We start from the raw sequence: 20,618 nt of genomic DNA, 5'->3' as shown, positions 1-20,618 counted from the left end.
GTCAGACGCGGCCCAGCATCAGGAACTCCATGAGCGCCTTCTGCACGTGCAGACGGTTCTCGGCTTCGTCCCAGACGACGCTTTGCGCACCGTCGATGACATCCGCCGACACTTCTTCGCCACGGTGGGCGGGCAGACAGTGCATGAAGAGGGCGTCGGACTTCGCGCGCTGCATCAGGTCGGCGTTCACGCACCATTGAGCGAACGCGGCCTTGCGTGCTTCGTTTTCCGCTTCGTAACCCATGCTTGTCCAGACGTCCGTCGACACGAGGTCGGCCCCTTCGCAGGCGGCGCGCGGATCGTCGAACTCACGCACGAACGGACGGCTCGATTCGGCCACCATCGCCTGATCGAGACGGTAGCCCGGCGGCGTCGAGATATTGAACTGGAAGCCGAAGATCTCGGCGGCCTGAATCCACGTGTAGGACATGTTGTTGGCGTCGCCGATCCACGTGACCGTCTTGCCCTTGATCGGGCCGCGATGCTCGTAGTACGTGAAGATGTCTGCCAGCACCTGACACGGGTGGTATTCGTTGGTCAGGCCGTTGATGACCGGCACACGCGAATGCTGGGCGAAGCGCTCGATGATCTCCTGACCGAACGTGCGGATCATGATGATGTCGGTCATGCGCGAGATCACCTGGGCGGCGTCTTCGATCGGCTCGCCGCGACCGAGCTGCGTGTCGCGGGTGTTCAGGAACACGGCGTGACCGCCCAACTGGTGAATACCGGCCTCGAACGACAGACGCGTGCGGGTCGAGCTTTTCTCGAAGATCATCGCCAGCGTGCGGTCGTGCAGCGGATGGTAAGTCTCGTAGTTTTTGAATTTCTTCTTGAGGATGCGGGTGCGCTCGAGCACGTAGTCATACTCGTCGAGCGTCAGATCCGAAAACTGAAGGTAATGCTTGATGGGTTTGGCGGTGGTCATTTGGATGTTCTGCTGGAGGCCGATCCCGCGTGCGTTCCTCGCAGATTTGCTGGGAACTCGAACGCGTTCGGCACGACGAACAAGCCTTGAGGCCTGTCCCCCCCGGTCAGGCTCGTGAAGGTGCTCTACCGGTGCTGGCTTTAGGGTGGACAGCCCGTAGTCTACCAAATCGTTTTGTCGTCACACGAAAAGCGTATGATCGAGCCCGCTGCTGCACAGCCAAAATCGGCTGGCAAGACCGAAAAAAACATCCGCAGCAATGGTGGGGGACAGGTTCCAGTCTTATATAAGATATAATACTGGCTCTGTCGGCCACGCTACCCGCGTACGGCTGGCCAGGTGTTTTTTGAGGTGATTGAGCGATATGACCGACCAGGTTTCCGCGCGCGAGTATTTCATTCAGGGGCTGACTCTGGATGGCAAGAAGTTTCGTCCGAGTGACTGGGCGGAGCGTCTGTGCGGCGCCGTGTCGTTCTGCGGCCGAAGCAATTCTGGCCCGAACGCATACATGCAGTACTCCCCCTATGTGCGTCCGACGATGGTGGGTGACGTCAAGTGCGTCGTTGTCGATGAGCGACTGAAAGAGATCGAGCCGAGAATGTTCGATTTCGTGATGAGTTTTGCGCGTGACAACGGGTTGCAAACGACGGAAGCCTGCTTCGTTCCCGACGTCAAATAAATCCCCCTTGGCCGCTGTCGGCCAGACGTGAGTGTCGGGCCTTCGGCCCTACTCACCGTCGCTTCGTCACATCTTCGCCCTTCCGGCACGTTCCCCTTCCAGCTTGTCTCCCGTAGTGCTCGATACGCTCGGCAGAATTGCGCGTTTTGTATGACGTAACGAGGGGAATGAGGGAGGTGAATGCAAAAAAGAATGCAGAATAGAAAAAAGCCCGCATGAAGCGGGCTTTTTAGTGTCCCGACCGTAGTCGGAACCGGCAAGCAACTTGTAGTGCTTTGCAGCTAAGCGGGAATACCCAACTTAGGCAGCAGCCGACATCGCCTTGATGGCGGCCGACAGGCGGCTCTTTTGACGAGCAGCGGTGTTCTTGTGAACGATCTTCTTGTCAGCGATGATGTCGATCGTCTTTGCCGAAGTGCGCAGCACTTCCTTGGCAGCGGCTTGGTCGCCGGTGGCGATTGCCTTGCGAACAGCCTTCACAGCCGTGCGCAGACGCGAACGCAGCGCCGAGTTGTGGGCGTTGATCTTAACGGTTTGACGCGCGCGCTTGCGTGCTTGTGCGGTATTTGCCATGTTCAGTGAATTCCTTGAATTGCTCCGCCTAATGCGGCTTCTGTGCAGTTTGGCTCCGCTCCCTGGGAGACACGGTGGCCAGGAAGCAATCCATTGACTTCGAAACCGACGATTATAGACGAAGCCCAACGGAAATTGCAACTTCTTTGCTGCAATGCTGTGCGTATAATACGCGCAACATGAATTTGCTCAAAGCTCTCGCTACGGTCAGCGGTTTTACGATGCTTTCGCGCATCACCGGCCTGATTCGTGAAATTCTTATCGCACGCATGTTTGGTGCCGGTCCCATGACCGACGCCTACAACGTGGCGTTCCGTATTCCCAATCTGCTGCGCCGCCTGTCCGCTGAAGGGGCGTTTTCGCAGGCATTCGTCCCAATTCTGGCCGAATTCAAATCGCAACGTAGCGAAGAAGAGACGAAAACGCTCGTCGACTCCGTGACGACGGTGCTTTTCTGGGTGCTCCTGTCCATCACGATTGCCGGGGTGCTCGGCGCGTCAGGCGTGGTCTACGCCGTCGCGACGGGCCTGTCGCGCGAAAACGGCACGTTCGATGCCGCCGTCTTCATGACGCGCGTGATGTTCCCCTATATCACCCTGATCTCGATCACGACGCTCGCCGCAGGCGTGCTCAATACGTGGCGTCAGTTCTCGATGCCCGCATTTGCACCGGTGCTGCTCAACGTCAGCTCGATCGTGGCATCGCTGTGGGTGGCGCCGCATCTGGAGACGCCGGTCTACGCACTCGCGTATGCCGTGATCGTGGGCGGCGTGCTGCAACTGATCATTCAGCTCCCGGCGCTCGCCCGCATCGGCATGTTGCCCCGCATCACGATCAATATTGCGGCGGCGCTTCGCAACGCGGGCGTCAAGCGGGTGCTCGCTAAGATGGTGCCGGCCACGCTCGCCGTGTCGGTCGCTCAGGTCAGCCTGATCATCAATACGAACATTGCGTCGCGATTGGCGCAGGGCAGTGTGTCGTGGCTGGCGTATGCAGACCGTCTGATGGAGTTTCCGACGGCGCTGCTGGGTGTGGCGCTGGGCACGATTCTGCTGCCGAGTCTGGCGCGCGCGCATGCCGATGACGATCCCGCCGAGTATTCTGCGTTGCTGGACTGGGGGCTGCGTCTGACCTTCCTGCTGGCAATGCCTAGCGCAGTCGGCCTGTTCGTCTATGCTGAGCCGCTCACCGCGACCCTGTATCAGTACGGACGCTTCGATGCGACCGACGTCGTGATGACGGCGCACGCGCTCACCGCCTACGGCGTCGGCCTCGTCGGGCTGATCCTCATCAAGATTCTCGCGCCGGGCTTCTACGCCAAGCAGGACATCAAGACACCCGTGAAGATTGCCATCGTGGTACTGATCGCCACGCAGCTCTCGAACGTGCTTTTCGTGCGCTGGTTCGCCCATGCGGGGTTGTCGCTGTCGATCGGCGTCGGCGCATGCATGAACGCCGCGCTGCTTTTCGCGGGACTCTATAAGCGCGGCATTTACCGGCCGGCGGCGGGGTGGCGTCTGTTCTTCGTCCAGCTTCTGGCGGCGTGTCTGATCCTGGCGGGCGTACTGCTGTGGTTCACGCAGAGCTTCGACTGGGTGGCCCTGGGGGCGCGTCCGCTGGCGCGCATTGCCTTGCTCGGTGCGAGTCTGGTGCTATGCGCCGTGGTGTATTTCGGGGCATTATTCCTCATGGGTTTCAACTTCTCGTTCTTCCGTCGGCGCACCCGCTCTTGATCCTGGTGATCCATTAGCGGGCCGGTCGCGGCGGAACTCACGGATACCGCATGGCGAATCGAATTCTGGAGTATTTTGCTGCGCTGGTTGCGTCCGACGACGGCCTGCCGTTGACCGAGGCAGCCATTGCCATCGCACAGGACGTCTATCCCGATCTCGACGTGCAGGACACGCTCACCCAGATCGATGCGCTGGCTGCACGTCTGGCCAAGCGTCTGCCGCCGGACGCCGGGCCGTTGCAAAAGCTGCAACTGCTCGACCATTTCTTCTTCCGCGAACTCGGCTTCACCGTCAATCAGAACGACTATTACGATCCGGATAACAGCCACCTGCATGTGGTGCTGGATCGGCGTCGCGGGATTCCGATTTCGCTCGCCGTGCTGTGCATGGAGATCGGTCATCAGATCGGGCTGCCGTTGCGTGGCCTCTCGTTCCCCGGGCACTTTCTGCTGCGTCTCGCGGTGCCCGCCGGGGATGTCGTCATCGACCCCATTTCGGGCAATTCCCTTTCGCCGCAACGCCTGCTCGAAATGGTCGAACCGTACCTGAAGCACTATCGCGACGAAAGCGCCGAGCCGATTCAGGAACTGGCGTTGTGGGCGTTGCTGCACCCGTTCCTGGAGCCCGCGACGCCGCGCGAGATTCTGGCGCGCATGCTTCGCAATCTGCGGGCCATCTATACACAGAACGAACGGTGGGAGCGGCTGCTGGCGGTGCAGGAGCGTATGGTGCTCGTGCTACCCGATCAGCCCATCGAGAAGCGGGATCGCGGGCTGGCGTATGCGCGTCTGGGTCTGGTGCGTCCGGCGCAGGACGATCTGGAGTGGTATCTGGGCAAGCGTCCCGAAGCGGACGACGCCGATGCGATTCGTCAGGTGCTCGACGACCTGAGCCGCCGTCCGGGCAGCCACGGGTAAGTTTCGCCCACAGCGTCATCCATAAAAAACGCCAGCCGCATTCCCGGCTGGCGTTTTGACGTCGGGCGCTGGCCCGCGCGCGTCTTGCGTCGACTACACCGACTGCATCGACAACTCCTGCACTTCGCGCTTGAGCCCCGGCTTGTAACCGAAATGGAAGAACACTTCGGCCATGAGGAACATCGGGGCGATAAAAATCTGGAAGATGTTATCGAGCAGGGCGGGCTTGCGGCCCTCGTAGTGGTGGCCGATCAATTGCACGATCCAGCCGCCGACGAACAACACACCGAAGACGGCGAGCGCCCACGGCCAAGGCAGCTTCGCCAGATGTTGCGTGAGCGCCAGCAACACGGCGAAGAACGCCGTCATGGCAAGCGCCAGCGGTACATCGAGCAGGAAGTAGTACATCAGCAGGACTAGCACGATCACGTGCGTTGCGTTCAGGCCGCTGGGGCCGAGCGGCACCCACGAGAACGCTTGCATCACCGCGAGGATGATCATGGGAACGCCGAAGAAATGCGTGAGACGGTTCTTGGGACTGCGGTGATAGCGCTGATAGAACGACATCTGTTGCGCCAGTGATTTCATGCCAGCCTCCTGCCTCGGGGGACGACGGGGAGAATATCTGGGCACCGGCTGGAGCATGAAAAACCGGTGTCTTTAGCCGACCGCAATCTGCGTCCGGCATTCCATTGTAGCCATAGTCCGAACGACATTTTGGTGCGCTGCGACAAAGTGTCCGCAGCGCGCCGTTTGCACCATGCCCTACGTGTTATCGACCGTCGGTGCGGCTATTTCGGCTGCATGCGAATCGCGCCGTCGAGGCGAATCACTTCGCCGTTCAGCATCGGGTTGCGCACGATCTGTTCGACCAGCATCGCGTATTCGGCAGGTCGGCCGAGTCGTGGCGGAAACGGCACCATCTGGCCGAGCGACGCCTGCACTTCGGCGGGCATGGCGAGCATCATCGGTGTTTCGAAAAGGCCCGGCGCGATGGTCATCACGCGAATACCGCTGCGCGATAGATCCCGTGCCACCGGCAGTGTCAGGCTGGCCACGCCGCCTTTCGATGCCGCGTAAGCGGCTTGTCCCATCTGACCATCGTAGGCAGCGACCGACGCTGTATTGACGATCACGCCGCGCTCGCCTTCGCCGTTCGGCTCGCCCTGACTCATCGCGGTGGCCGCGAGGCGAATCATGTTGAAGGTGCCGATCAGATTGATCTGGATGACGCGCGCAAAGGCGTCGAGCGGATGGGGGCCATCGCGTCCGACCGTCTTGCTGCCGATGGCGATGCCCGCGCAGTTGACGAGCCCGCGCAACCCGCCGAGTGCCTGTGCGGCTGCCACAGCGGCCTTGCCGTCATCTTCCCGTGTGACGTCGCATTTCACGAACTTGCCCCCGAGCTTTTCGGCGAGCGCTTCGCCTTCGTCGACATTCACATCGGCCAGTACGACCTTCGCGCCAAGTCCTGCAAGCCAGCGCGCCGCTGCCGCGCCGAGCCCTGAGGCGCCACCGGTGATCAGAAACACATTGCCCTGAATTTCCATGCGTCATCCTCCATTGGCAAAAAAGGCGGCGCAGTCTGAACTGGCCGCCTTCTTCTGTGGCGTTACTGATGGGGCAGAACCCCTTGCCGGACCGCACGCGTTGCGAACAACACGGAGTCGCGGGGCGGCATCGACCGATGGACCCGGTCGACTTACTTCAGTGCGTCGAACGCGCGCGCGCGGATTTCATCCACGCTGCCCTGGCCCGAGATCTTGCGGTACTGCGGTGCCTCGACGATCGCGCCGGGGCTGCCGTGCTTGGCCCAGTCCGAATAGTAGGCGACCAGCGGCTTGGTCTGCGACTCATACACCGCGAGGCGCTTCTTGACCGTTTCTTCCTTGTCGTCGTCGCGCTGGACAAGCGGCTCGCCGGTCACGTCGTCGACGCCTTCGACCTTCGGCGGATTGAACTTGACGTGGTACGTGCGGCCCGATGCCGGGTGCGTACGACGTCCGCTCATGCGGGTGATGATCTCATCGAACGGCACGTCGATTTCGAGGACGAAGTCGATGGCGACGCCGGCTTCCTTCATGGCTTCCGCTTGCGCGATGGTGCGCGGGAAACCGTCGAAAAGATAGCCGTTTTTGCAATCGGCGGCCGTCAGACGTTCCTTGACCATGCCGATGATGACGCCGTCCGGCACCAGATCGCCTGCATCCATGAAGCGCTTGGCTTCAAGGCCGAGTTGCGTGCCTTCCTTGATCGCGGCGCGCAGCATGTCGCCGGTCGAGATTTGCGGGATGCCGAATTTTTCTTTGATGAAAGTGGCTTGGGTGCCTTTGCCGGCCCCGGGTGCCCCCAACAAAATCAGACGCATCGATGACTCCTGAAAGTTTGTGATTTGTGAATGCTGTGCGTGCGGCAGGCAGGTGCGTCTCCGGTGCTCTGCGGCGGTTGCGGGTCCTGTGACCGGCGAACCGCGCTGCGCGCAGACATCGCGCCCGGCAGTGCGCGACGCGCGCGACCGGGGGTCTGCTCGCGAGAATCAGAGCGATTATGCCACGTCATGCCCGCCCGGCGGCGTTTTGCAGACAGCGCGGTGTCGCGTCGGTGCGATTTCCGGGACGCGTGCCGACGTCAGTTTTTCAGCAATGCGCGCACGCGTTCGAGGTCTTCAGCCGTGTCGACGCCCGGCAGCGGCGCGTCGTCCGTCACGAGTACGGCAATACGCTCGCCGTGCCAGAGCGCACGCAACTGCTCCAGCGATTCGGCCGTCTCGATGGGGGCTTGCGGCAAACTCGGGTAGCTGCGCAGGAACTTGGCGCGATAGGCGTACAGGCCGATGTGACGAAAGACCGTCGTCGTGGCGGCGGGCAACGTAGCGACGCTCGCGAGTCCGGCGGACCACGCGTCACGCGACCACGGAATCGGCGCACGCGAGAAATAGAGCGCGCGGCCATGCGCATCGAGCACGACCTTGACGACGTTCGGGGAGAAAATCTCTGCGTTGTCGGTGATCGGATGCGCGGCGGTCGACAGTGCGCATTCGGGGTGTTCGGCCAGATGAGCCGCGACGGCGTGCACCAGACGCGGATCGATCAGCGGCTCGTCGCCCTGCACGTTGACGACGATGGTGTCGTCAGGCCAGCCTTGCGCCACGGCGACCTCGGCCAGACGGTCGGTGCCTGTCGGGTGGTCCGGGCGGGTCAGCACCACGTCGAAACCGTGCGCGGATACCGCATCGACGACGCTCTGGGCGTCGGTCGCTACGACAACCTGGCGCGCGCCCGATTCGCGCGCACGTTCGGCGACGCGCACGACCATCGGCTTGCCACCGATATCGGCGAGAGGCTTATTGGGCAGACGCGTCGACGCCAGGCGCGCAGGCACCACGGCGACAAAATCGGTGGCGGCGGCAGTGGCGGTAGCGACACCCTGGGTGCCGGGACGCAACGTCGTATCGCTCACGATGCGGACTTGTCGTCGTTCATCGGAACGGGCGTGCCTTCGACAGACTGACGTGCTTCGTCGGCCAGCATGACGGGAATGCCGTCACGAATCGGATAAGCGAGCTTGTCTGCATGGCAAATCAGCTCCTGGGCTTTTTTATCCAGCTCCAGCGGGCCCTTGCACAACGGGCAGACGAGAATCTCAAACAGTCGGTTGTCCACGCAATTTCTCCACTACCAGTGATACGAGGCGCGCATCGAGCGCTGCCTCGGCAGGTACGGCCCACACACGCGGGTCGGACCAGGTGACGCATTTTACTGCATCCTTTTCGGTGATCAGGATGGCGTCCGCGGCCACGCCGTCGAACGGATTGGTCGCAAAGTCGTAATGATCGGGCAACGCCAGCGTCTCGATCTGCAACCCTGCTGCGCGCAATGCCGCGAAGAACCGCTCCGGTGCCCCGATGCCCGCGGCTGCCAGCACGCGCTTGCCCGCAAAGTGAGACAGCGCGCGGCTGAGCGACGGCTGGCTGACGCACCACGCATCGCCTAACGTCAACGTCAGACGCCACGTATGCGGCCAATCCGGCAGCGTTCGGCCATACGGATCGTTAATGAGGTTCACGTCGCGTTGTCGCGATAGCGGTTCGCGCAGCGGCCCCGCTGGCAGCAAGAAGCCGTTGCCACCGAGCCGATGATCGAATACGGCGATTTCGACGTCGTGTGCGAGGGCGTAATGCTGAAGACCGTCGTCACAGACGATGACGTCGCATTCGGGATGCGCAGCCAGTAACGCCCGACCGCCTTCCACGCGCGACGGCCAGACCCACACGGGCGCGCCGGTCCGTTTCGCGATCAGCAGCGGCTCGTCGCCAACGGCTTCCGGACGTGCCGTGCGCGCGACTTCCGTCGGCTGGGTCAGCGTCGCCCCGTAGCCTCGCGAAAGCACGCCGGGCGTGTAGCCATGTTCACGCAACGCGCCGACGAGTGCGATGACGGTCGGCGTTTTGCCGGTGCCGCCCACCGTCAGATTGCCGACCACGACGACCGGGACTGGAAGTCGTGTCGACGGTTTCCAGCCACGACGAAAGCCCATGCGCCGCCACGCCGCAATGCCGCCGAAGATCCACGAGAGCGGCCAGAGCAGCCAGGCGGCGAGCCCCCGGCGTTGCCACTGCGCCGTGACCCAATGGACCAGCGAGCCCGACAGACGCGGCACGAGGGCGCGCGCGCGCGCGCCTTTCGCGGTGTCCGGCTGTCGCGACGGGTGTCGTGTCATCGGGACGGCTGCGCAGGTGCGCCGTGCGCCGTTGTCGAACGGGCGGCGAAGGTCAGACGCGACAATCCGGCCTCACGCGCGGCCTCCATCACATTGATGACGGACTGATGCGTGCTCTTGGCGTCGGCGTTGATGATGATCACCGGCGGCTCAGCGCCGGTATTGGCGGGGCCAGCCGCCTGACGCAGCGCGGCCGTCAGACCGGCAACGTCGCGTTGTGCCAGCGCATGCCGGTCGATCGCGTAGCTGCCGTCGGCGCCTACCGAAACGACAATCTGACGCGGCGGCACGACCGCTTTTTCCGCGTCTGCCGTGGGCAGATTGACCTTCAGCGCCGTGTAGCGCGTGTAGGTCGTCGTGACCATCAGAAAGATCAGGATGACGAGCAGCACGTCGATGAGCGGGATCAGATTGATCTCCGGTTCATCGCGCGTGGAGAGACCTCGACGGAAATTCATCGCATGTCTCTCGAATCAGTGCCGCGGCAGCGTGGCATCGAGAAAATGGACCGCCTGCGTTTCGAGTTCGACGAGGAAGGCGTCGACGCGGGTGCGGTAGTACCGATAGAAGATCATCGCCGGAATCGCGATCATCAGCCCGAAGCCGGTGTTGTAGAGCGCAACGGAGATGCCGTGCGCCAGTTGGGCCGGATCGGTGCCCGTTGCATCCTGCGAACCGAAGATCTCGATCATGCCGATCACCGTGCCGAACAGACCCATGAGCGGTGCGACCGAGGCGATGGTGCCCAGCGCGGGCAGAAAGCGCTCCAGTTCATGGGCGACGGCACGCCCCGTTTCCTCCAGCGCCTCTTTCGCGCCTTCGCGCGGGCCCTGCGGATTGTGGGCGACGTAGCGCACGCCGGTCGCGAGCACACGGCCCAGCATGGAGCCGCGCGCCAGTGCTTCGGTGGCGTCTTGCTTGGCAGCGCCACGGCGCGCGAGCGTGATCGCGTTTTCGAGTACGCCGGTCGGCAGCACACGTGCGCGGCGAAGCGACAGGGCGCGCTCGACGATCAGGGCGAGGGCAATGATGGAAGCGATGAGAAGTGGCCAGATGGGCCAGCCGGCGGCCTGGATGACGGCGAACAAAGAGACCTCTTGCTTGTTGCGGGGGATGGGCAAACGAGTCCGAACTGTAGCGTGCAGGGGGGGGATGGGCAAGCACCGTTTTCCACACCCGACGAGCACAAGGATGTGGACAACCTTTGGATACTCTCGGCAACTCTTTGACGCGGTGGAACTTTTTAGTTCGTGATGAAAAAATGGGCAATGAGCGGTTTCAGAAATGAACACCTCCGCAAGCTCACAAATCCCAAGATTTCCTCGTCAGCCTGTGGATAACTATGTGTACATGTCGGCCTGGGAAGATATATCTTGTCGTGTGTCACGTAAGCACGCCTTTTTACGCCGTGGAAGCCCTCCGCAAAGCCCGATAAATCAAGGGTTTGCGCCCGGTGCGTAGGAATTGTCGGGCATCCGGGCGCGAAAACCCTTAAATTAGCGGGCCTGTGGACAGTTTTTCGTCAGCGCACACGCATGAACCTATCTTTCGACGACGCCCGGCCCACTGGTGGTGCGGATCGCGTACTCAGTGTTTCGGATTTGAACAAGGCCGTTGCCGGCGTGCTGGAGCGGAGTTTCCCGTTGGCATGGGTCAGCGGCGAGATTTCCAACTTCACGCGCGCCGCCAGCGGCCATTGGTATTTCTCGATCAAGGACGCACAGGCGCAAATGCGTTGCGTGATGTTCCGCGGTCGCGCGCAGCATGCGGATTTCTCACCGAAGGAGGGCGATCGCGTCGAGGTGCGTGCCTTGCTCTCCATGTATGTGCCGCGCGGCGAGGTACAACTCAACGTCGAAGCGATCCGGCGCGCGGGGCAGGGCAATCTCTACGAGGCATTCCTGCGCCTGAAGGAAAAGCTCGCCGCTGCCGGGCTGTTCGATGCCGGGCGCAAGCGTGAATTGCCGCGGTATGCCCGGCGCGTGGGCGTTGTCACGTCGTTGCAGGCGGCCGCCTTGCGTGACGTGCTGACAACGCTCGCGCGTCGCGCCCCGCATGTGAGCGTCGTCATTTATCCCGCGCCCGTGCAGGGGGCGGACGCCGCCACAAAGCTCGCGGCGGCGCTCGATACGGCCAATGCGCGCGGCGAAGTCGACACCCTGCTGTTGTGCCGGGGCGGAGGTTCCATCGAGGACCTCTGGGCGTTCAACGAAGAAGTGCTGGCGCACGCCATTGCGCGCAGCGAACTGCCGGTGGTCTCCGGCGTCGGGCACGAAACCGATTTCACGATTGCCGACTTCGTCGCGGACGTGCGCGCGCCCACGCCCACGGCAGCAGCAGAACTGATCTCGGCGGCGCGCGACGAGTGCCTGCGCGAAGTCGATCGGGAGCGTCAGCGTCTGAGTCGTGCAATGCGTCGCACGCTCGAGCAGCGCGCCCAGCAGCTCGACAGCCTGTCGCGCGCGATGGTCTCCCCGCGCGAGCGTCTGGCGCGCCAGCGTGGGGAACTGGCGCATCTGGCCGATCGCATGCGCCACGCCCTCGAACGCCCGCTGGCCCAGCGTCGCAGCCGATTCGAGATGTTGCGTCTGCGCCATGCACGGGCTGTGCCGGATGTCGCGTCGCAACATGAGCGCGTGGCATTGCTCGAACAACGTCTTCAGACGGCCATGTCGCGCCGTGCCGAGCGCTCGGCACAGCGCCTGACCGACGCCACCGCGCAGCTTGAACTACTCAACCCGCGTCGCACGCTGCAACGCGGATACGCCGCAGTCCTCGATGCGAAGGGGCAGCCGCTGCGAGACCCTCGAAAACTTCAGCGTGGTCAGCAAGTGACCATGCACCTTGCAGACGGGGCGGCCGACGTAGGCATTGGTGATGTCCAGGTCAGGCTAGACGATACTTTTTAGTCGGCGCGGTTCGGCAAAGCTGGCGAATCGCAGGCATCGTGCGCTGATTAGCCGGGATCGGCAAACAATCGTCACATTGCTAAGGCAGAGTGCGGCAAACCAAGTACCCGTTGGGTTTGCGGGGTTTTCGCATCTGCCCTAGAATCGATGGCTCCGGATAACGCAAAATCGGGTTCCCCTCAGAGCACAAAGGACAATTGCCATGGAACACAAGCTCCCTGAACTGCCGTACGCCATCGATGCACTGGCGCCGACCATCTCCAAGGAAACGATGGAGTATCACTACGGCAAGCACCACCAAGCCTATGTGACCAACTTGAACAACCTGATCAAGGGCACCGAATTCGAAAACGCCAGCCTCGAAGACATCATCAAGAAGTCGTCGGGCGGCGTGTTCAACAACGCAGCGCAGGTGTGGAACCACACCTTCTTCTGGAACACGCTGTCGCCGAACGGCGGCGGTGCACCGACTGGCGATCTGGCCAAGGCCATCGACGCCAAGTTCGGCTCGTTCGACGCATTCAAGGAAACGTTCTCGAAGTCGGCCGTGGGCAACTTCGGTTCGGGCTGGACGTGGCTCGTGAAGAAGGCCGACGGTTCGGTCGACATCGTGAACACCAGCAACGCTGCCACGCCGCTGACCGGAGCCGACAAGCCGCTGATCACGATCGACGTGTGGGAACACGCCTACTACATCGACTACCGCAATGCGCGTCCGAAGTTCGTCGAGGCATTCTGGAACCTCGTCAACTGGGACTTCGCCGCGAAGAACTTCGCGTAATCGACGTTCCCGGAATTTGCCGGCCGACACAGAGTCGACTTCGGTGAGCCTTCACTGAAGGGCACGTCAGACGCCCAACCCGAGCGTCTGGCGTCGCCGGCAAACCTCAGCTCGCTGTCCGCCACATCAACGCACGACTTCGGCGCTTGTTTCACCGCATCCGCCGCCACATCGCTGCAACACACCCTTCCCGCATCAAGACGTCTCACGCGTCTCATCGTTTCCCATTGTTTTCAACGGTCACCGGATTGCAGGCTTTTGCGCCGCGCTTGATCGACGTCAACATTCGTACGCGGGCACCTCGTTAGAGTGAACCCTTCAATCCGAACGGACAACGTATGCCAGACCCTGCGCCATCGTGCGAGGCCGCCACGGCCATTGCGCATTTCGCGATCGACACCCGATGTGCCGACGCGTTTCAAGACACACCGCCCCGCTTCTGGCTCGCCGATCCGCATCTGATGCGCAGCCTGCCCCCCGCCGCCTGGACGCTCTTTCGTCTGGCCGAATACAAGCGCGGCGGGACGGCCACACACATGTGGCGCGTCGGCGCGCTGGCATGGCGATTCGCACAGACGCTAGGGATGTCCGCCATCAAGGCGCAGGCGTTGGGGCTTGCGGCGGCGCTGCATGACACCGGCAAGCTTTGCATTCCGAATTCGATTTTGGAGAAGCCGGGCAGGTTGTCGCCCGACGAGATATTGACGATGCGTATGCATCCGGAGTTGGGGGCCGAGATGCTGAATGCCATCGGCGGTGCTGCATGCGAGTTGGCGGCCACGGTGGCGCGCACGCATCACGAACGCTACGATGGCACCGGCTATCCCTATGGGCTTTCCGGCAACCGCATTCCGTTGGCCGGACGCATTGTGGCGCTGGTCGACGTTTTCGATGCACTCGCCAGCCATCGCCCGTATCGTGCGGCGTTAAGTCCGGCGCAGATCGTCGGCGCGATGCTCGCCGAGCGTGGACGCCACTTCGATCCGTGGTTGCTGGATCGATTTCTCGAGCAGTCGCTCGGTGCGGCGCTGGAAATATCGAGCGGCGCGCGATAGCGACTACCGGCGCGCTGCATGAAGGATGCGCAAGGAAGGGATCAGCGCGGCAGGTTGGAGATCTTCGAACCTGCTTTGATCTTCTTCTTCGCAAACCAGCCCTTGTTCATCTCAAGCGCGTATCGCACAGCAGCACGAGGGCAATGGTTGTCTTCCGTTTGCGGTTCCATGTCCTCGATGTTCACGATCGTGCCGTCGTCGGCGAGGAACGCGATGGACAGCGGCAGATCGGTGTTCTTCATCCAGAAGCAGTGACCGGCGCTTTGCTCGAACACGAAGAGCATGCCCGCATTGTCGGCCATGGCCTTGCGATACATCAGGCCCTGTTCGCGGTCTTTCTCGTTCGCGGCGACTTCGGCCTTGATGAGGTACATGCCCGCAGAGAGTTGCACGGTCGGGAATTCCCCGGGCTGCTTGATTTGCGCGATGGCGCTTGCCGGGGCGAGCGCCATGACGGCGGCGATGCTGGTGAACGTTGCGCTGGCGGCGAGCGCGGCCAGTTGACGCGAAATCCGGATCACAAAAGACTCCTGAGAAGATCGGGGGGACGTCAAGAATACGGTCGGACGACAGTGGAAATTCCGCAGCAAATTCGTCGGGAATCCGGCGAATTTGCCCGAATTTTCCTCGAGCGGATAGCGGCTCATTGTATCTGCCGGACGAAAAAAAAGCAGGTTGCACGAGCAACCTGCTTGTTACCGTACGTTGCGCAGGCGTGCTGCGCGACGCGGTACTTACTTGCTTGCAGCGGCCGGAGCTTCGGCAGCAGCAGCCTTCTTCGACGACTTCTTGGCGTGCTTCTTGTGGGTCGACGACTTCTTCTTGGCAGCCGGCTTGCTAGCAGCAGCCGGAGCAGCCGTGTCGGCAGCAGCCGGAGCAGCAGCTTGGGCGAACACGCCCGTTGCGAACAGGCCAGCGACCAGGGCAGCGATCAGTTTTTTCATGAGATTCCTCGTTGGAGCTCGATGTTTGGGTGGTGTACTCGTTGACCCGCGAAGTGAGTCATCTCCTTTAACGTCCCGTCGGAACTTCGGTTGACAACCCGCTCGCGGATTTTTTCGACGACAAGTATTACGGCTTGTTACCGACCGGCGGTTGGCTCATCGGCTTCTTGGCGTGCTTCTTGTGGTGATGCTTTTTGTGCTTGGTGGTCTTCTTCGCCGGCGTGGCATGGTCACCCGCCGGAGCCGCCATCGCAGGCGCTGCTGCTGCGGGCGCCGCCGGAGCGACAGGCGCCGTCGCGGGCGCCGATTGTTGGGCCATCGCGGCACCGGACACGATCAGGCCGGCGGTCAGTGCGAGCAGCAGTTTGTTCATGATGTGGTTTCCTCGTTTCGGTAGTGGTGCGTATGTTGCGCACCTGTTCCCTCAACGAGATGGACGACGGCTACGTTGACCGGAAAGTGTAAGTATTTGTTGCGGCAGTTCGCACCACTGACCGGGTGAGAGATTTAACGAAAAGACGTCGACCGGGCCGATGGCCACGCGCACGAGCCGAAGTGTCGGTTTGCCGACGGCCGCCGTCATGCGTCTGACCTGGCGATTCTTGCCTTCGACGAGTTTGATTTCGAGCCAGTGCGTCGGAATGCTGGCGCGGTAGCGGATCGGCGGATTGCGTGCCCAGAGATGCTCGGGCTCGGGGATTTCGCGTGCCTCGCACGGCAACGTGACGAAGTCGCCCAGATCGAGGCCGCCACGAAGACGGGCCACGGCCGCTTCGTCGTACGCACCTTCGACCTGCGCCCAATAGGTCTTGGGCAGCTTTCGCTCGGGCTCTGCGATGCGCGCCTGCAAGCGGCCGTCGTCGGTGAGCAGTAGCAAGCCTTCGCTGTCGGCGTCGAGACGGCCCGCCGGATAGACGTCTGGGAGATCGATCCACTCGGCGAGCGTCGGGCGCGTCGGATGCGGCGAAAACTGGCAGATCGTACCGAAAGGCTTATTGAGAGCGAGAAGTGTCATACCGGGTGATGGCGAGGGGGATGCCTGAGGAAGCTGGTCAGCGGCGACATGTTAATGCATAATCGAAAACGTCACTCTTATGTCTTATATAAGACTTGATTTGTGTCACACGCATTTCGAAGCGCTATGACTAAAATAAGGCAGCGCTGCGCAGGGCGTTCACGTATCGACCACAATGCGGTTTCGTGGTGCGCACGTACCGGCCGCTCATGCTGTCCGACGCAAGCCATCTGATGCACGCATTCCGATCCATCCAATTGGAGCCCCACCATGTCGTATCAGCACATCAAGGTCCCGGCAGGCGAGAAGATCACCGTCAACAAGGATTTCTCCCTGAACGTGCCGGACAATCCGATCATCCCGTACATCGAAGGTGACGGCACGGGCGTGGACATCACGCCGGTGATGCTCAAGGTCGTCGACGCGGCGGTGGAAAAGGCCTACGGCGGCAAGCGCAAGATCAGTTGGATGGAGATCTACGCGGGCGAAAAGTCGACGCGCATCTATGGTCCGGACGTGTGGCTGCCTGACGAAACCCTCCAGGTCGTGAAGGACTACGTCGTGTCGATCAAGGGGCCGTTGACGACTCCGGTGGGGGGCGGCATTCGCTCGCTCAATGTGGCGCTGCGTCAGCAACTCGATCTGTACGTGTGTTTGCGTCCGGTGCAGTACTTCAAGGGCGTGCCATCGCCGGTGCGTCAGCCGGAGAAGATCAACATGGTGATCTTCCGTGAGAACTCGGAAGACATCTATGCGGGCATCGAGTGGGAAGCCGAATCGGCGGGCGCGAAGAAGTTGATCGCGTTCCTGCAGAACGAGATGGGTGTGAGCAAAATTCGCTTTCCGCAGACGTCGGGCATTGGTGTGAAGCCGGTGTCGCGCGAGGGCACCGAGCGTCTGGTGCGCAAGGCGATTCAGTACGCGATCGACAATAACCGCGACACGGTGACGCTCGTGCACAAGGGCAACATCATGAAGTTCACCGAAGGCGCGTTCCGCGACTGGGGATACGAACTTGCGAAGAAGGAGTTTGCGGCAACGGAGATCGACGGTGGTCCGTGGTGCAAGGTGAAGAATCCGAAGACGGGCAAGGAGATCACCATCAAGGACTCGATTGCGGACGCCTTCCTGCAACAGATCCTGCTGCGTCCCGCAGAGTACGACGTGATTGCCACGCTGAACCTGAATGGCGATTACGTTTCCGACGCACTCGCGGCACAGGTCGGCGGCATCGGTATCGCGCCGGGCGCAAACTTGTCCGATTCGGTCGCGATGTTCGAAGCGACGCACGGCACCGCGCCGAAGTACGCGGGCAAGGACTACGTGAATCCTGGCTCGGAGATTTTGTCGGCGGAGATGATGCTGCGTCATATGGGCTGGACGGAGGCTGCGGACCGCATCATCGCGTCGATGGAAAAATCGATTCTGTCGAAGAAGGTGACGTACGACTTTGCGCGTCTGATGGAAGGCGCCACGCAGGTGTCGTGCTCCGGCTTCGGCGATGTGATGATCGAGAACATGTAAAGAAGCCATCGCGGGGCGAGTCGCCCTGCAATGACTTACGCAAACCCCGACGCAGCGATGCGCGTCGGGGTTTTTTTGCGTAACGACGTCGGGATGGCCGGAGGACGGAAGCGTGGCTAGCCACTTCTTTTTTCGTGGCACGACCGGCCAGCAAATTGGGCGTCCCACATTGCACCGAGCGCATAACTCCCTGCGACGCACAAACTGATACGACTCGCGTTGGCGAGTCCGTCGACGATGGTCGACGACATCACACAGATCAGCAGCAGCCACTGCGGGAAAAACGCAACGCCAAAAGCGAAGTCATGGGAAATCGCAATCGGTCTGCGAACGCCTTGTCGCCGAGTTCGCCACGTTTGCCACGCAACGTAAGAAATGCCACTGATTGCGGCCCCGCAATCGACCCAGTTGGCGTCGAATTTAATATCCAGCCACATATCGCGTCACCGTCGGCGAAAAATCCAGATTGCGGCGAGTGCCGCAGTCATGAGGCCGACAATGTCGCGCGGGTCGTAGGGAAGATCCGTACGACCAACGGCGACGCCGGTCAGCGTGGCACCGATCAGCGCAAAGTTCGCAACGTGTCGGAGTTTCTTTCGGGTTTCGGAGGGGAGTCTGATCATTGGGATTTCTGAACAAGTACAGCGCAGGGGGCACGGAGGAAATTCTATTTCGGCCCAATACGTCGAGTGCAAGCGATTCGTCAGAAATCGCCTGGCAAATCCGAATAATCCCGAAGTGGGTGACTGCGTCACCGTATAACGATGTGCGTTGTGACGAGATGATCACCCGTGTTCGGTGTGTGGCTGCCGAACTCGCGGGGGAAGCCGACGCGCCATGTCACGACATCGGTGCCCGGCACGTTGCCCGCCTGATACCAGACGATCATGCCCGAGAACTTCATATCCTCGCATCGCTGACCCTTCGGGACGACGTAGCTGATCCACTCCGGCGCCACCTCGCCGAGCGTAGGGCGCGAGTCGAGTTCGAAGGTCGGTGAGCCAAGGTCGCGGCACAGTACGCTGTGATTGGTCTGCTCCCAAATCATGACCTTCTGACCGACGGCAGCTTCCACCTCCAGCGTTGGCGGCGGAAAGGGGGAGTTCGGTGGTTCGGCGCTCGCCGCACTCGCCCCGAGGGCGCACGTCACCCACACGGCTTTCCACAGCCAGTGCAGACCGCGCTGCGTCGGTGGCACATGCAGAATGTGCGATGAACGTGACGCACCCAATGTACGCAATGTCCTTCCGGTGGTGTCCATGATGGATCTCCCACCCCCGTGGCAGTCGACGCAGGGGCGTTCTCCTCCCCGAAAACCGCGTCGGCAGACGCTTTCATTACAGTGCACGGACGGCGACAACGCAAGGTGCGGTCAATCCTAGGTCGCGTGCTACGCTTTTAACGTTGTCAAAGACAAGCGCTCAGGCATTGCCCCGACGACGACGGGCACCGATATCTGCACCATCTCTGAGAGGACGAAGATGAAGGTCAACCGCATTGTTGCGAATCTCGCCGCGCCGACGCCACAGGCGCTGCAAGCGGCGCAGCGCTTTTACGGCGAACTGCTGGGGCTGGATCTGTTGATGGACCGCGGCTGGATTGCGACGTATGGCAATGCGTCGAAGATGTCCGTGCAGATGAGCGTCGCTACCGAAGGCGGCAGCGGCACACCGGTGCCGGATCTGTCCGTCGAAGTGGATGACGTCGACGAGGCGCTCGCCCGTATGCGCGAAGCGGATGTCGCCATCGAATACGGCCCTGCCGACGAACCGTGGGGCGTGCGGCGTTTCTACGTCCGAGATCCGCTCGGTCGTCTGCTCAACATCCTCGCGCATCGCTAAAGGGCGTTCAGATCGCCCCTACTTTGACTTTCCCGCCGTCGCAGTCCATCGCCAGTCGAAGCGTGCTGCGAGTTGTTGTGCTTCGAACGCCTGCGCCACGTGATCGACAAACACGCGCGTGCGCAACGGCAGCAACTTCTTGTTTGAGTAGTAGATGGACACACCGCCGTACTCGTCGAACCATCCCGGCAGTAGCCGCTGAATACGGCCGTCGGCGAGCATCGGGGCAGCGTGAGGCATGGGCAGGAGCGCCACGCCATAACCCAGCGCAACGGCGTGCGCCATCGCCTCGGGATCGTCGAAGATCATCCGCGTTCGGGCTTCGACGGTGATGCGCTCACCGTCGACATTGCGCAAGTCCCACGCGCGCAAACGTCCCGTCATGCCGGAGCGGCGGATCACCGCGTCGAGCGTCGTTAGATCAGAGGGGTGCATCGGCACCTTGCGTCCCGCCATATACGCAGCGGAAGTGCACATCACCGCATAGGTCGGTGCGAGACGCCGCGCGATGACGCCCGGTGTGAGTTCGATGCCGCCGCCAATGGCCGCATCGAATCCCTCGCCGACAACGTCCACGCTGCGATTATCGAAACGCCAGTCAGGCACGATGTCCGGATAGCGGGCGAGAAAGTCGCCCAACATCGGGACGAGATACTCGCGCCCGAACGAGTGCGCCACGCTCACTTTCAGCGTTCCAGACGGTGCGCTCTCGCGCTCGGCCGCACGTGAAAACGCGTCGGTCAGCGCCGCGAACGGGCTGTCGACATCAAGCAGGAATCGTTCACCACCCGCGGTCAGCGTGAGGCTGCGGGTGCTGCGATGGAACAGTCGCAGGCCAAGCTGCGCTTCAAGGCGCGCCACGTTTTTGCTGACGGCGGCAGGCGTCATACCCAGTCGACGCGCAGCCGCCGAGAAGCTCCCGGCACGGGCGCTTAGCACGAACGATTCGATCAGATGCAGCGCGTCCATCTCTCACCTGTTCCATTGGGTTGAAAGTGAT

Annotated in this window: 24 protein-coding genes; 8 read left to right on the top strand and 16 right to left on the bottom strand. The window is 61.8% G+C overall.

Translation table 11 applies throughout. The features are described 5' to 3' along the window. Position 1: 1 nt before the first annotated feature. The gene (gene argF, locus PCO31010_RS11465; RefSeq protein ID WP_039404085.1) at positions 2-928 is read right to left on the bottom strand and encodes an ornithine carbamoyltransferase; all 927 of its coding nucleotides are present in this window, start codon (positions 926-928) and stop codon (positions 2-4) included. A 364-nt stretch (positions 929-1,292) separates the two neighbouring features. On the opposite strand from argF, the gene PCO31010_RS11460 reads away from it, so the two are divergent. Beyond that, positions 1,293-1,607 (top strand): DUF3579 domain-containing protein, encoded by a 315-nt coding sequence (locus tag PCO31010_RS11460; RefSeq protein WP_150664384.1) that lies wholly within the window; start codon positions 1,293-1,295, stop codon positions 1,605-1,607. A gap of 300 nt (positions 1,608-1,907) precedes the next feature. Here the strand turns inward: PCO31010_RS11460 and rpsT are convergent, their stop codons facing one another. After that, complete coding sequence (gene rpsT / locus PCO31010_RS11455; RefSeq protein ID WP_010807144.1) at positions 1,908-2,180, bottom strand: 30S ribosomal protein S20; 273 nt, start codon at positions 2,178-2,180, stop codon at positions 1,908-1,910. A gap of 134 nt (positions 2,181-2,314) precedes the next feature. Between rpsT and murJ the strand changes: the two genes are divergently transcribed. After that, a complete protein-coding gene (murJ, locus tag PCO31010_RS11450) occupies positions 2,315-3,913 on the top strand; it encodes a murein biosynthesis integral membrane protein MurJ (RefSeq protein ID WP_425495016.1) in 1,599 nt (532 codons plus the stop codon). Between the two features lie 50 nt (positions 3,914-3,963). Further along, positions 3,964-4,830 carry a SirB1 family protein gene (locus PCO31010_RS11445; RefSeq protein WP_039400930.1) on the top strand — a complete coding sequence of 289 codons (867 nt, stop codon included), beginning with the start codon at positions 3,964-3,966 and terminating at the stop codon, positions 4,828-4,830. Positions 4,831-4,923: 93 nt separating this feature from the next. On the opposite strand, the gene PCO31010_RS11440 is transcribed toward PCO31010_RS11445, so the two are convergent. From PCO31010_RS11440 to PCO31010_RS11405, 8 genes are all read right to left on the bottom strand, one after another. Continuing rightward, positions 4,924-5,418 carry an Mpo1 family 2-hydroxy fatty acid dioxygenase gene (locus PCO31010_RS11440; protein ID WP_174984644.1) on the bottom strand — a complete coding sequence of 165 codons (495 nt, stop codon included), beginning with the start codon at positions 5,416-5,418 and terminating at the stop codon, positions 4,924-4,926. 203 nt (positions 5,419-5,621) lie between these two features. Further along, positions 5,622-6,380 (bottom strand): SDR family NAD(P)-dependent oxidoreductase, encoded by a 759-nt coding sequence (locus PCO31010_RS11435; protein WP_150664381.1) that lies wholly within the window; start codon positions 6,378-6,380, stop codon positions 5,622-5,624. Between the two features lie 152 nt (positions 6,381-6,532). Further along, positions 6,533-7,198 carry an adenylate kinase gene (adk, locus tag PCO31010_RS11430; protein ID WP_150664380.1) on the bottom strand — a complete coding sequence of 222 codons (666 nt, stop codon included), beginning with the start codon at positions 7,196-7,198 and terminating at the stop codon, positions 6,533-6,535. 260 nt (positions 7,199-7,458) lie between these two features. Further along, entirely contained in the window at positions 7,459-8,274 is an 816-nt protein-coding gene (kdsB, locus tag PCO31010_RS11425) for a 3-deoxy-manno-octulosonate cytidylyltransferase (protein WP_150664587.1), read from the bottom strand. A gap of 11 nt (positions 8,275-8,285) precedes the next feature. Beyond that, the gene (locus PCO31010_RS11420) at positions 8,286-8,492 is read right to left on the bottom strand and encodes a Trm112 family protein (RefSeq protein WP_039400921.1); all 207 of its coding nucleotides are present in this window, start codon (positions 8,490-8,492) and stop codon (positions 8,286-8,288) included. Beyond that, positions 8,473-9,489, bottom strand: a complete 1,017-nt coding sequence (lpxK, locus tag PCO31010_RS11415; RefSeq protein ID WP_425495015.1) for a tetraacyldisaccharide 4'-kinase — start codon at positions 9,487-9,489, stop codon at positions 8,473-8,475. Before lpxK ends, PCO31010_RS11420 begins: the two co-directional genes overlap by 20 nt. Positions 9,490-9,545: 56 nt before the next feature. Further along, positions 9,546-10,007: an ExbD/TolR family protein gene (locus PCO31010_RS11410; protein ID WP_150664378.1), complete on the bottom strand. Its 462-nt coding sequence runs from the start codon at positions 10,005-10,007 to the stop codon at positions 9,546-9,548. Between the two features lie 15 nt (positions 10,008-10,022). After that, a complete protein-coding gene (locus PCO31010_RS11405; protein ID WP_150664377.1) occupies positions 10,023-10,637 on the bottom strand; it encodes a MotA/TolQ/ExbB proton channel family protein in 615 nt (204 codons plus the stop codon). Positions 10,638-11,084: 447 nt separating this feature from the next. Between PCO31010_RS11405 and xseA the strand changes: the two genes are divergently transcribed. From xseA to PCO31010_RS11390, 3 genes are all read left to right on the top strand, one after another. Continuing rightward, positions 11,085-12,458, top strand: a complete 1,374-nt coding sequence (gene xseA, locus PCO31010_RS11400) for an exodeoxyribonuclease VII large subunit (protein WP_150664376.1) — start codon at positions 11,085-11,087, stop codon at positions 12,456-12,458. Positions 12,459-12,660: 202 nt separating this feature from the next. Then, positions 12,661-13,239 carry a superoxide dismutase [Fe] gene (gene sodB / locus PCO31010_RS11395; protein WP_150664375.1) on the top strand — a complete coding sequence of 193 codons (579 nt, stop codon included), beginning with the start codon at positions 12,661-12,663 and terminating at the stop codon, positions 13,237-13,239. A gap of 338 nt (positions 13,240-13,577) precedes the next feature. Further along, entirely contained in the window at positions 13,578-14,294 is a 717-nt protein-coding gene (locus PCO31010_RS11390; RefSeq protein ID WP_150664374.1) for an HD-GYP domain-containing protein, read from the top strand. A 41-nt stretch (positions 14,295-14,335) separates the two neighbouring features. On the opposite strand, the gene PCO31010_RS11385 is transcribed toward PCO31010_RS11390, so the two are convergent. The 4 genes from PCO31010_RS11385 to PCO31010_RS11370 all read right to left on the bottom strand — a co-directional run bounded on the left by PCO31010_RS11385 (position 14,336) and on the right by PCO31010_RS11370 (position 16,253). Continuing rightward, positions 14,336-14,815 (bottom strand): DUF192 domain-containing protein, encoded by a 480-nt coding sequence (locus tag PCO31010_RS11385; protein ID WP_373275329.1) that lies wholly within the window; start codon positions 14,813-14,815, stop codon positions 14,336-14,338. Between the two features lie 213 nt (positions 14,816-15,028). Further along, positions 15,029-15,238, bottom strand: coding sequence for a hypothetical protein (locus PCO31010_RS11380; RefSeq protein ID WP_039400908.1), 210 nt, complete (start codon positions 15,236-15,238; stop codon positions 15,029-15,031). 127 nt (positions 15,239-15,365) lie between these two features. Continuing rightward, positions 15,366-15,611 carry a hypothetical protein gene (locus PCO31010_RS11375; protein WP_150664373.1) on the bottom strand — a complete coding sequence of 82 codons (246 nt, stop codon included), beginning with the start codon at positions 15,609-15,611 and terminating at the stop codon, positions 15,366-15,368. A 51-nt stretch (positions 15,612-15,662) separates the two neighbouring features. Further along, complete coding sequence (locus tag PCO31010_RS11370) at positions 15,663-16,253, bottom strand: pseudouridine synthase (protein WP_150664372.1); 591 nt, start codon at positions 16,251-16,253, stop codon at positions 15,663-15,665. A 270-nt stretch (positions 16,254-16,523) separates the two neighbouring features. Between PCO31010_RS11370 and icd the strand changes: the two genes are divergently transcribed. Next, entirely contained in the window at positions 16,524-17,777 is a 1,254-nt protein-coding gene (icd, locus tag PCO31010_RS11365; RefSeq protein WP_150664371.1) for an NADP-dependent isocitrate dehydrogenase, read from the top strand. A 751-nt stretch (positions 17,778-18,528) separates the two neighbouring features. Here the strand turns inward: icd and PCO31010_RS11360 are convergent. Then, the gene (locus PCO31010_RS11360; protein ID WP_150664370.1) at positions 18,529-19,038 is read right to left on the bottom strand and encodes a hypothetical protein; all 510 of its coding nucleotides are present in this window, start codon (positions 19,036-19,038) and stop codon (positions 18,529-18,531) included. A 220-nt stretch (positions 19,039-19,258) separates the two neighbouring features. Between PCO31010_RS11360 and PCO31010_RS11355 the strand changes: the two genes are divergently transcribed. Next, positions 19,259-19,618 carry a VOC family protein gene (locus PCO31010_RS11355; protein WP_150664369.1) on the top strand — a complete coding sequence of 120 codons (360 nt, stop codon included), beginning with the start codon at positions 19,259-19,261 and terminating at the stop codon, positions 19,616-19,618. Between the two features lie 18 nt (positions 19,619-19,636). Here the strand turns inward: PCO31010_RS11355 and PCO31010_RS11350 are convergent, their stop codons facing one another. Beyond that, positions 19,637-20,587 (bottom strand): LysR family transcriptional regulator, encoded by a 951-nt coding sequence (locus tag PCO31010_RS11350; protein WP_150664368.1) that lies wholly within the window; start codon positions 20,585-20,587, stop codon positions 19,637-19,639. Positions 20,588-20,618 lie beyond the last annotated feature (31 nt).

Source organism: Pandoraea commovens (assembly GCF_902459615.1).
Taxonomy (GTDB): domain Bacteria; phylum Pseudomonadota; class Gammaproteobacteria; order Burkholderiales; family Burkholderiaceae; genus Pandoraea; species Pandoraea commovens.
Note: the sequence above shows the minus strand (reverse complement) of the source record. Positions and strands in the feature narration are given on the sequence as shown.

Excerpts from the sequence above, each read along its gene's own strand:
- PCO31010_RS11435 (WP_150664381.1), bottom strand. The coding sequence starts at position 6,380 with ATGGAAATTCAGGGCAATGTGTTTCTGATCACCGGTGGCGCCTCAGGG.
- icd (WP_150664371.1), top strand. The coding sequence starts at position 16,524 with ATGTCGTATCAGCACATCAAGGTCCCGGCAGGCGAGAAGATCACCGTC.
- PCO31010_RS11460 (WP_150664384.1), top strand. The coding sequence starts at position 1,293 with ATGACCGACCAGGTTTCCGCGCGCGAGTATTTCATTCAGGGGCTGACT.
- PCO31010_RS11445 (WP_039400930.1), top strand. The coding sequence starts at position 3,964 with ATGGCGAATCGAATTCTGGAGTATTTTGCTGCGCTGGTTGCGTCCGAC.
- rpsT (WP_010807144.1), bottom strand. The coding sequence starts at position 2,180 with ATGGCAAATACCGCACAAGCACGCAAGCGCGCGCGTCAAACCGTTAAG.
- xseA (WP_150664376.1), top strand. The coding sequence starts at position 11,085 with ATGAACCTATCTTTCGACGACGCCCGGCCCACTGGTGGTGCGGATCGC.
- PCO31010_RS11350 (WP_150664368.1), bottom strand. The coding sequence starts at position 20,587 with ATGGACGCGCTGCATCTGATCGAATCGTTCGTGCTAAGCGCCCGTGCC.
- PCO31010_RS11440 (WP_174984644.1), bottom strand. The coding sequence starts at position 5,418 with ATGAAATCACTGGCGCAACAGATGTCGTTCTATCAGCGCTATCACCGC.
- PCO31010_RS11370 (WP_150664372.1), bottom strand. The coding sequence starts at position 16,253 with ATGACACTTCTCGCTCTCAATAAGCCTTTCGGTACGATCTGCCAGTTT.
- PCO31010_RS11410 (WP_150664378.1), bottom strand. The coding sequence starts at position 10,007 with ATGAATTTCCGTCGAGGTCTCTCCACGCGCGATGAACCGGAGATCAAT.
- PCO31010_RS11380 (WP_039400908.1), bottom strand. The coding sequence starts at position 15,238 with ATGAAAAAACTGATCGCTGCCCTGGTCGCTGGCCTGTTCGCAACGGGC.
- sodB (WP_150664375.1), top strand. The coding sequence starts at position 12,661 with ATGGAACACAAGCTCCCTGAACTGCCGTACGCCATCGATGCACTGGCG.
- adk (WP_150664380.1), bottom strand. The coding sequence starts at position 7,198 with ATGCGTCTGATTTTGTTGGGGGCACCCGGGGCCGGCAAAGGCACCCAA.
- PCO31010_RS11360 (WP_150664370.1), bottom strand. The coding sequence starts at position 19,038 with ATGGACACCACCGGAAGGACATTGCGTACATTGGGTGCGTCACGTTCA.
- PCO31010_RS11355 (WP_150664369.1), top strand. The coding sequence starts at position 19,259 with ATGAAGGTCAACCGCATTGTTGCGAATCTCGCCGCGCCGACGCCACAG.
- PCO31010_RS11390 (WP_150664374.1), top strand. The coding sequence starts at position 13,578 with ATGCCAGACCCTGCGCCATCGTGCGAGGCCGCCACGGCCATTGCGCAT.
- argF (WP_039404085.1), bottom strand. The coding sequence starts at position 928 with ATGACCACCGCCAAACCCATCAAGCATTACCTTCAGTTTTCGGATCTG.
- PCO31010_RS11375 (WP_150664373.1), bottom strand. The coding sequence starts at position 15,611 with ATGAACAAACTGCTGCTCGCACTGACCGCCGGCCTGATCGTGTCCGGT.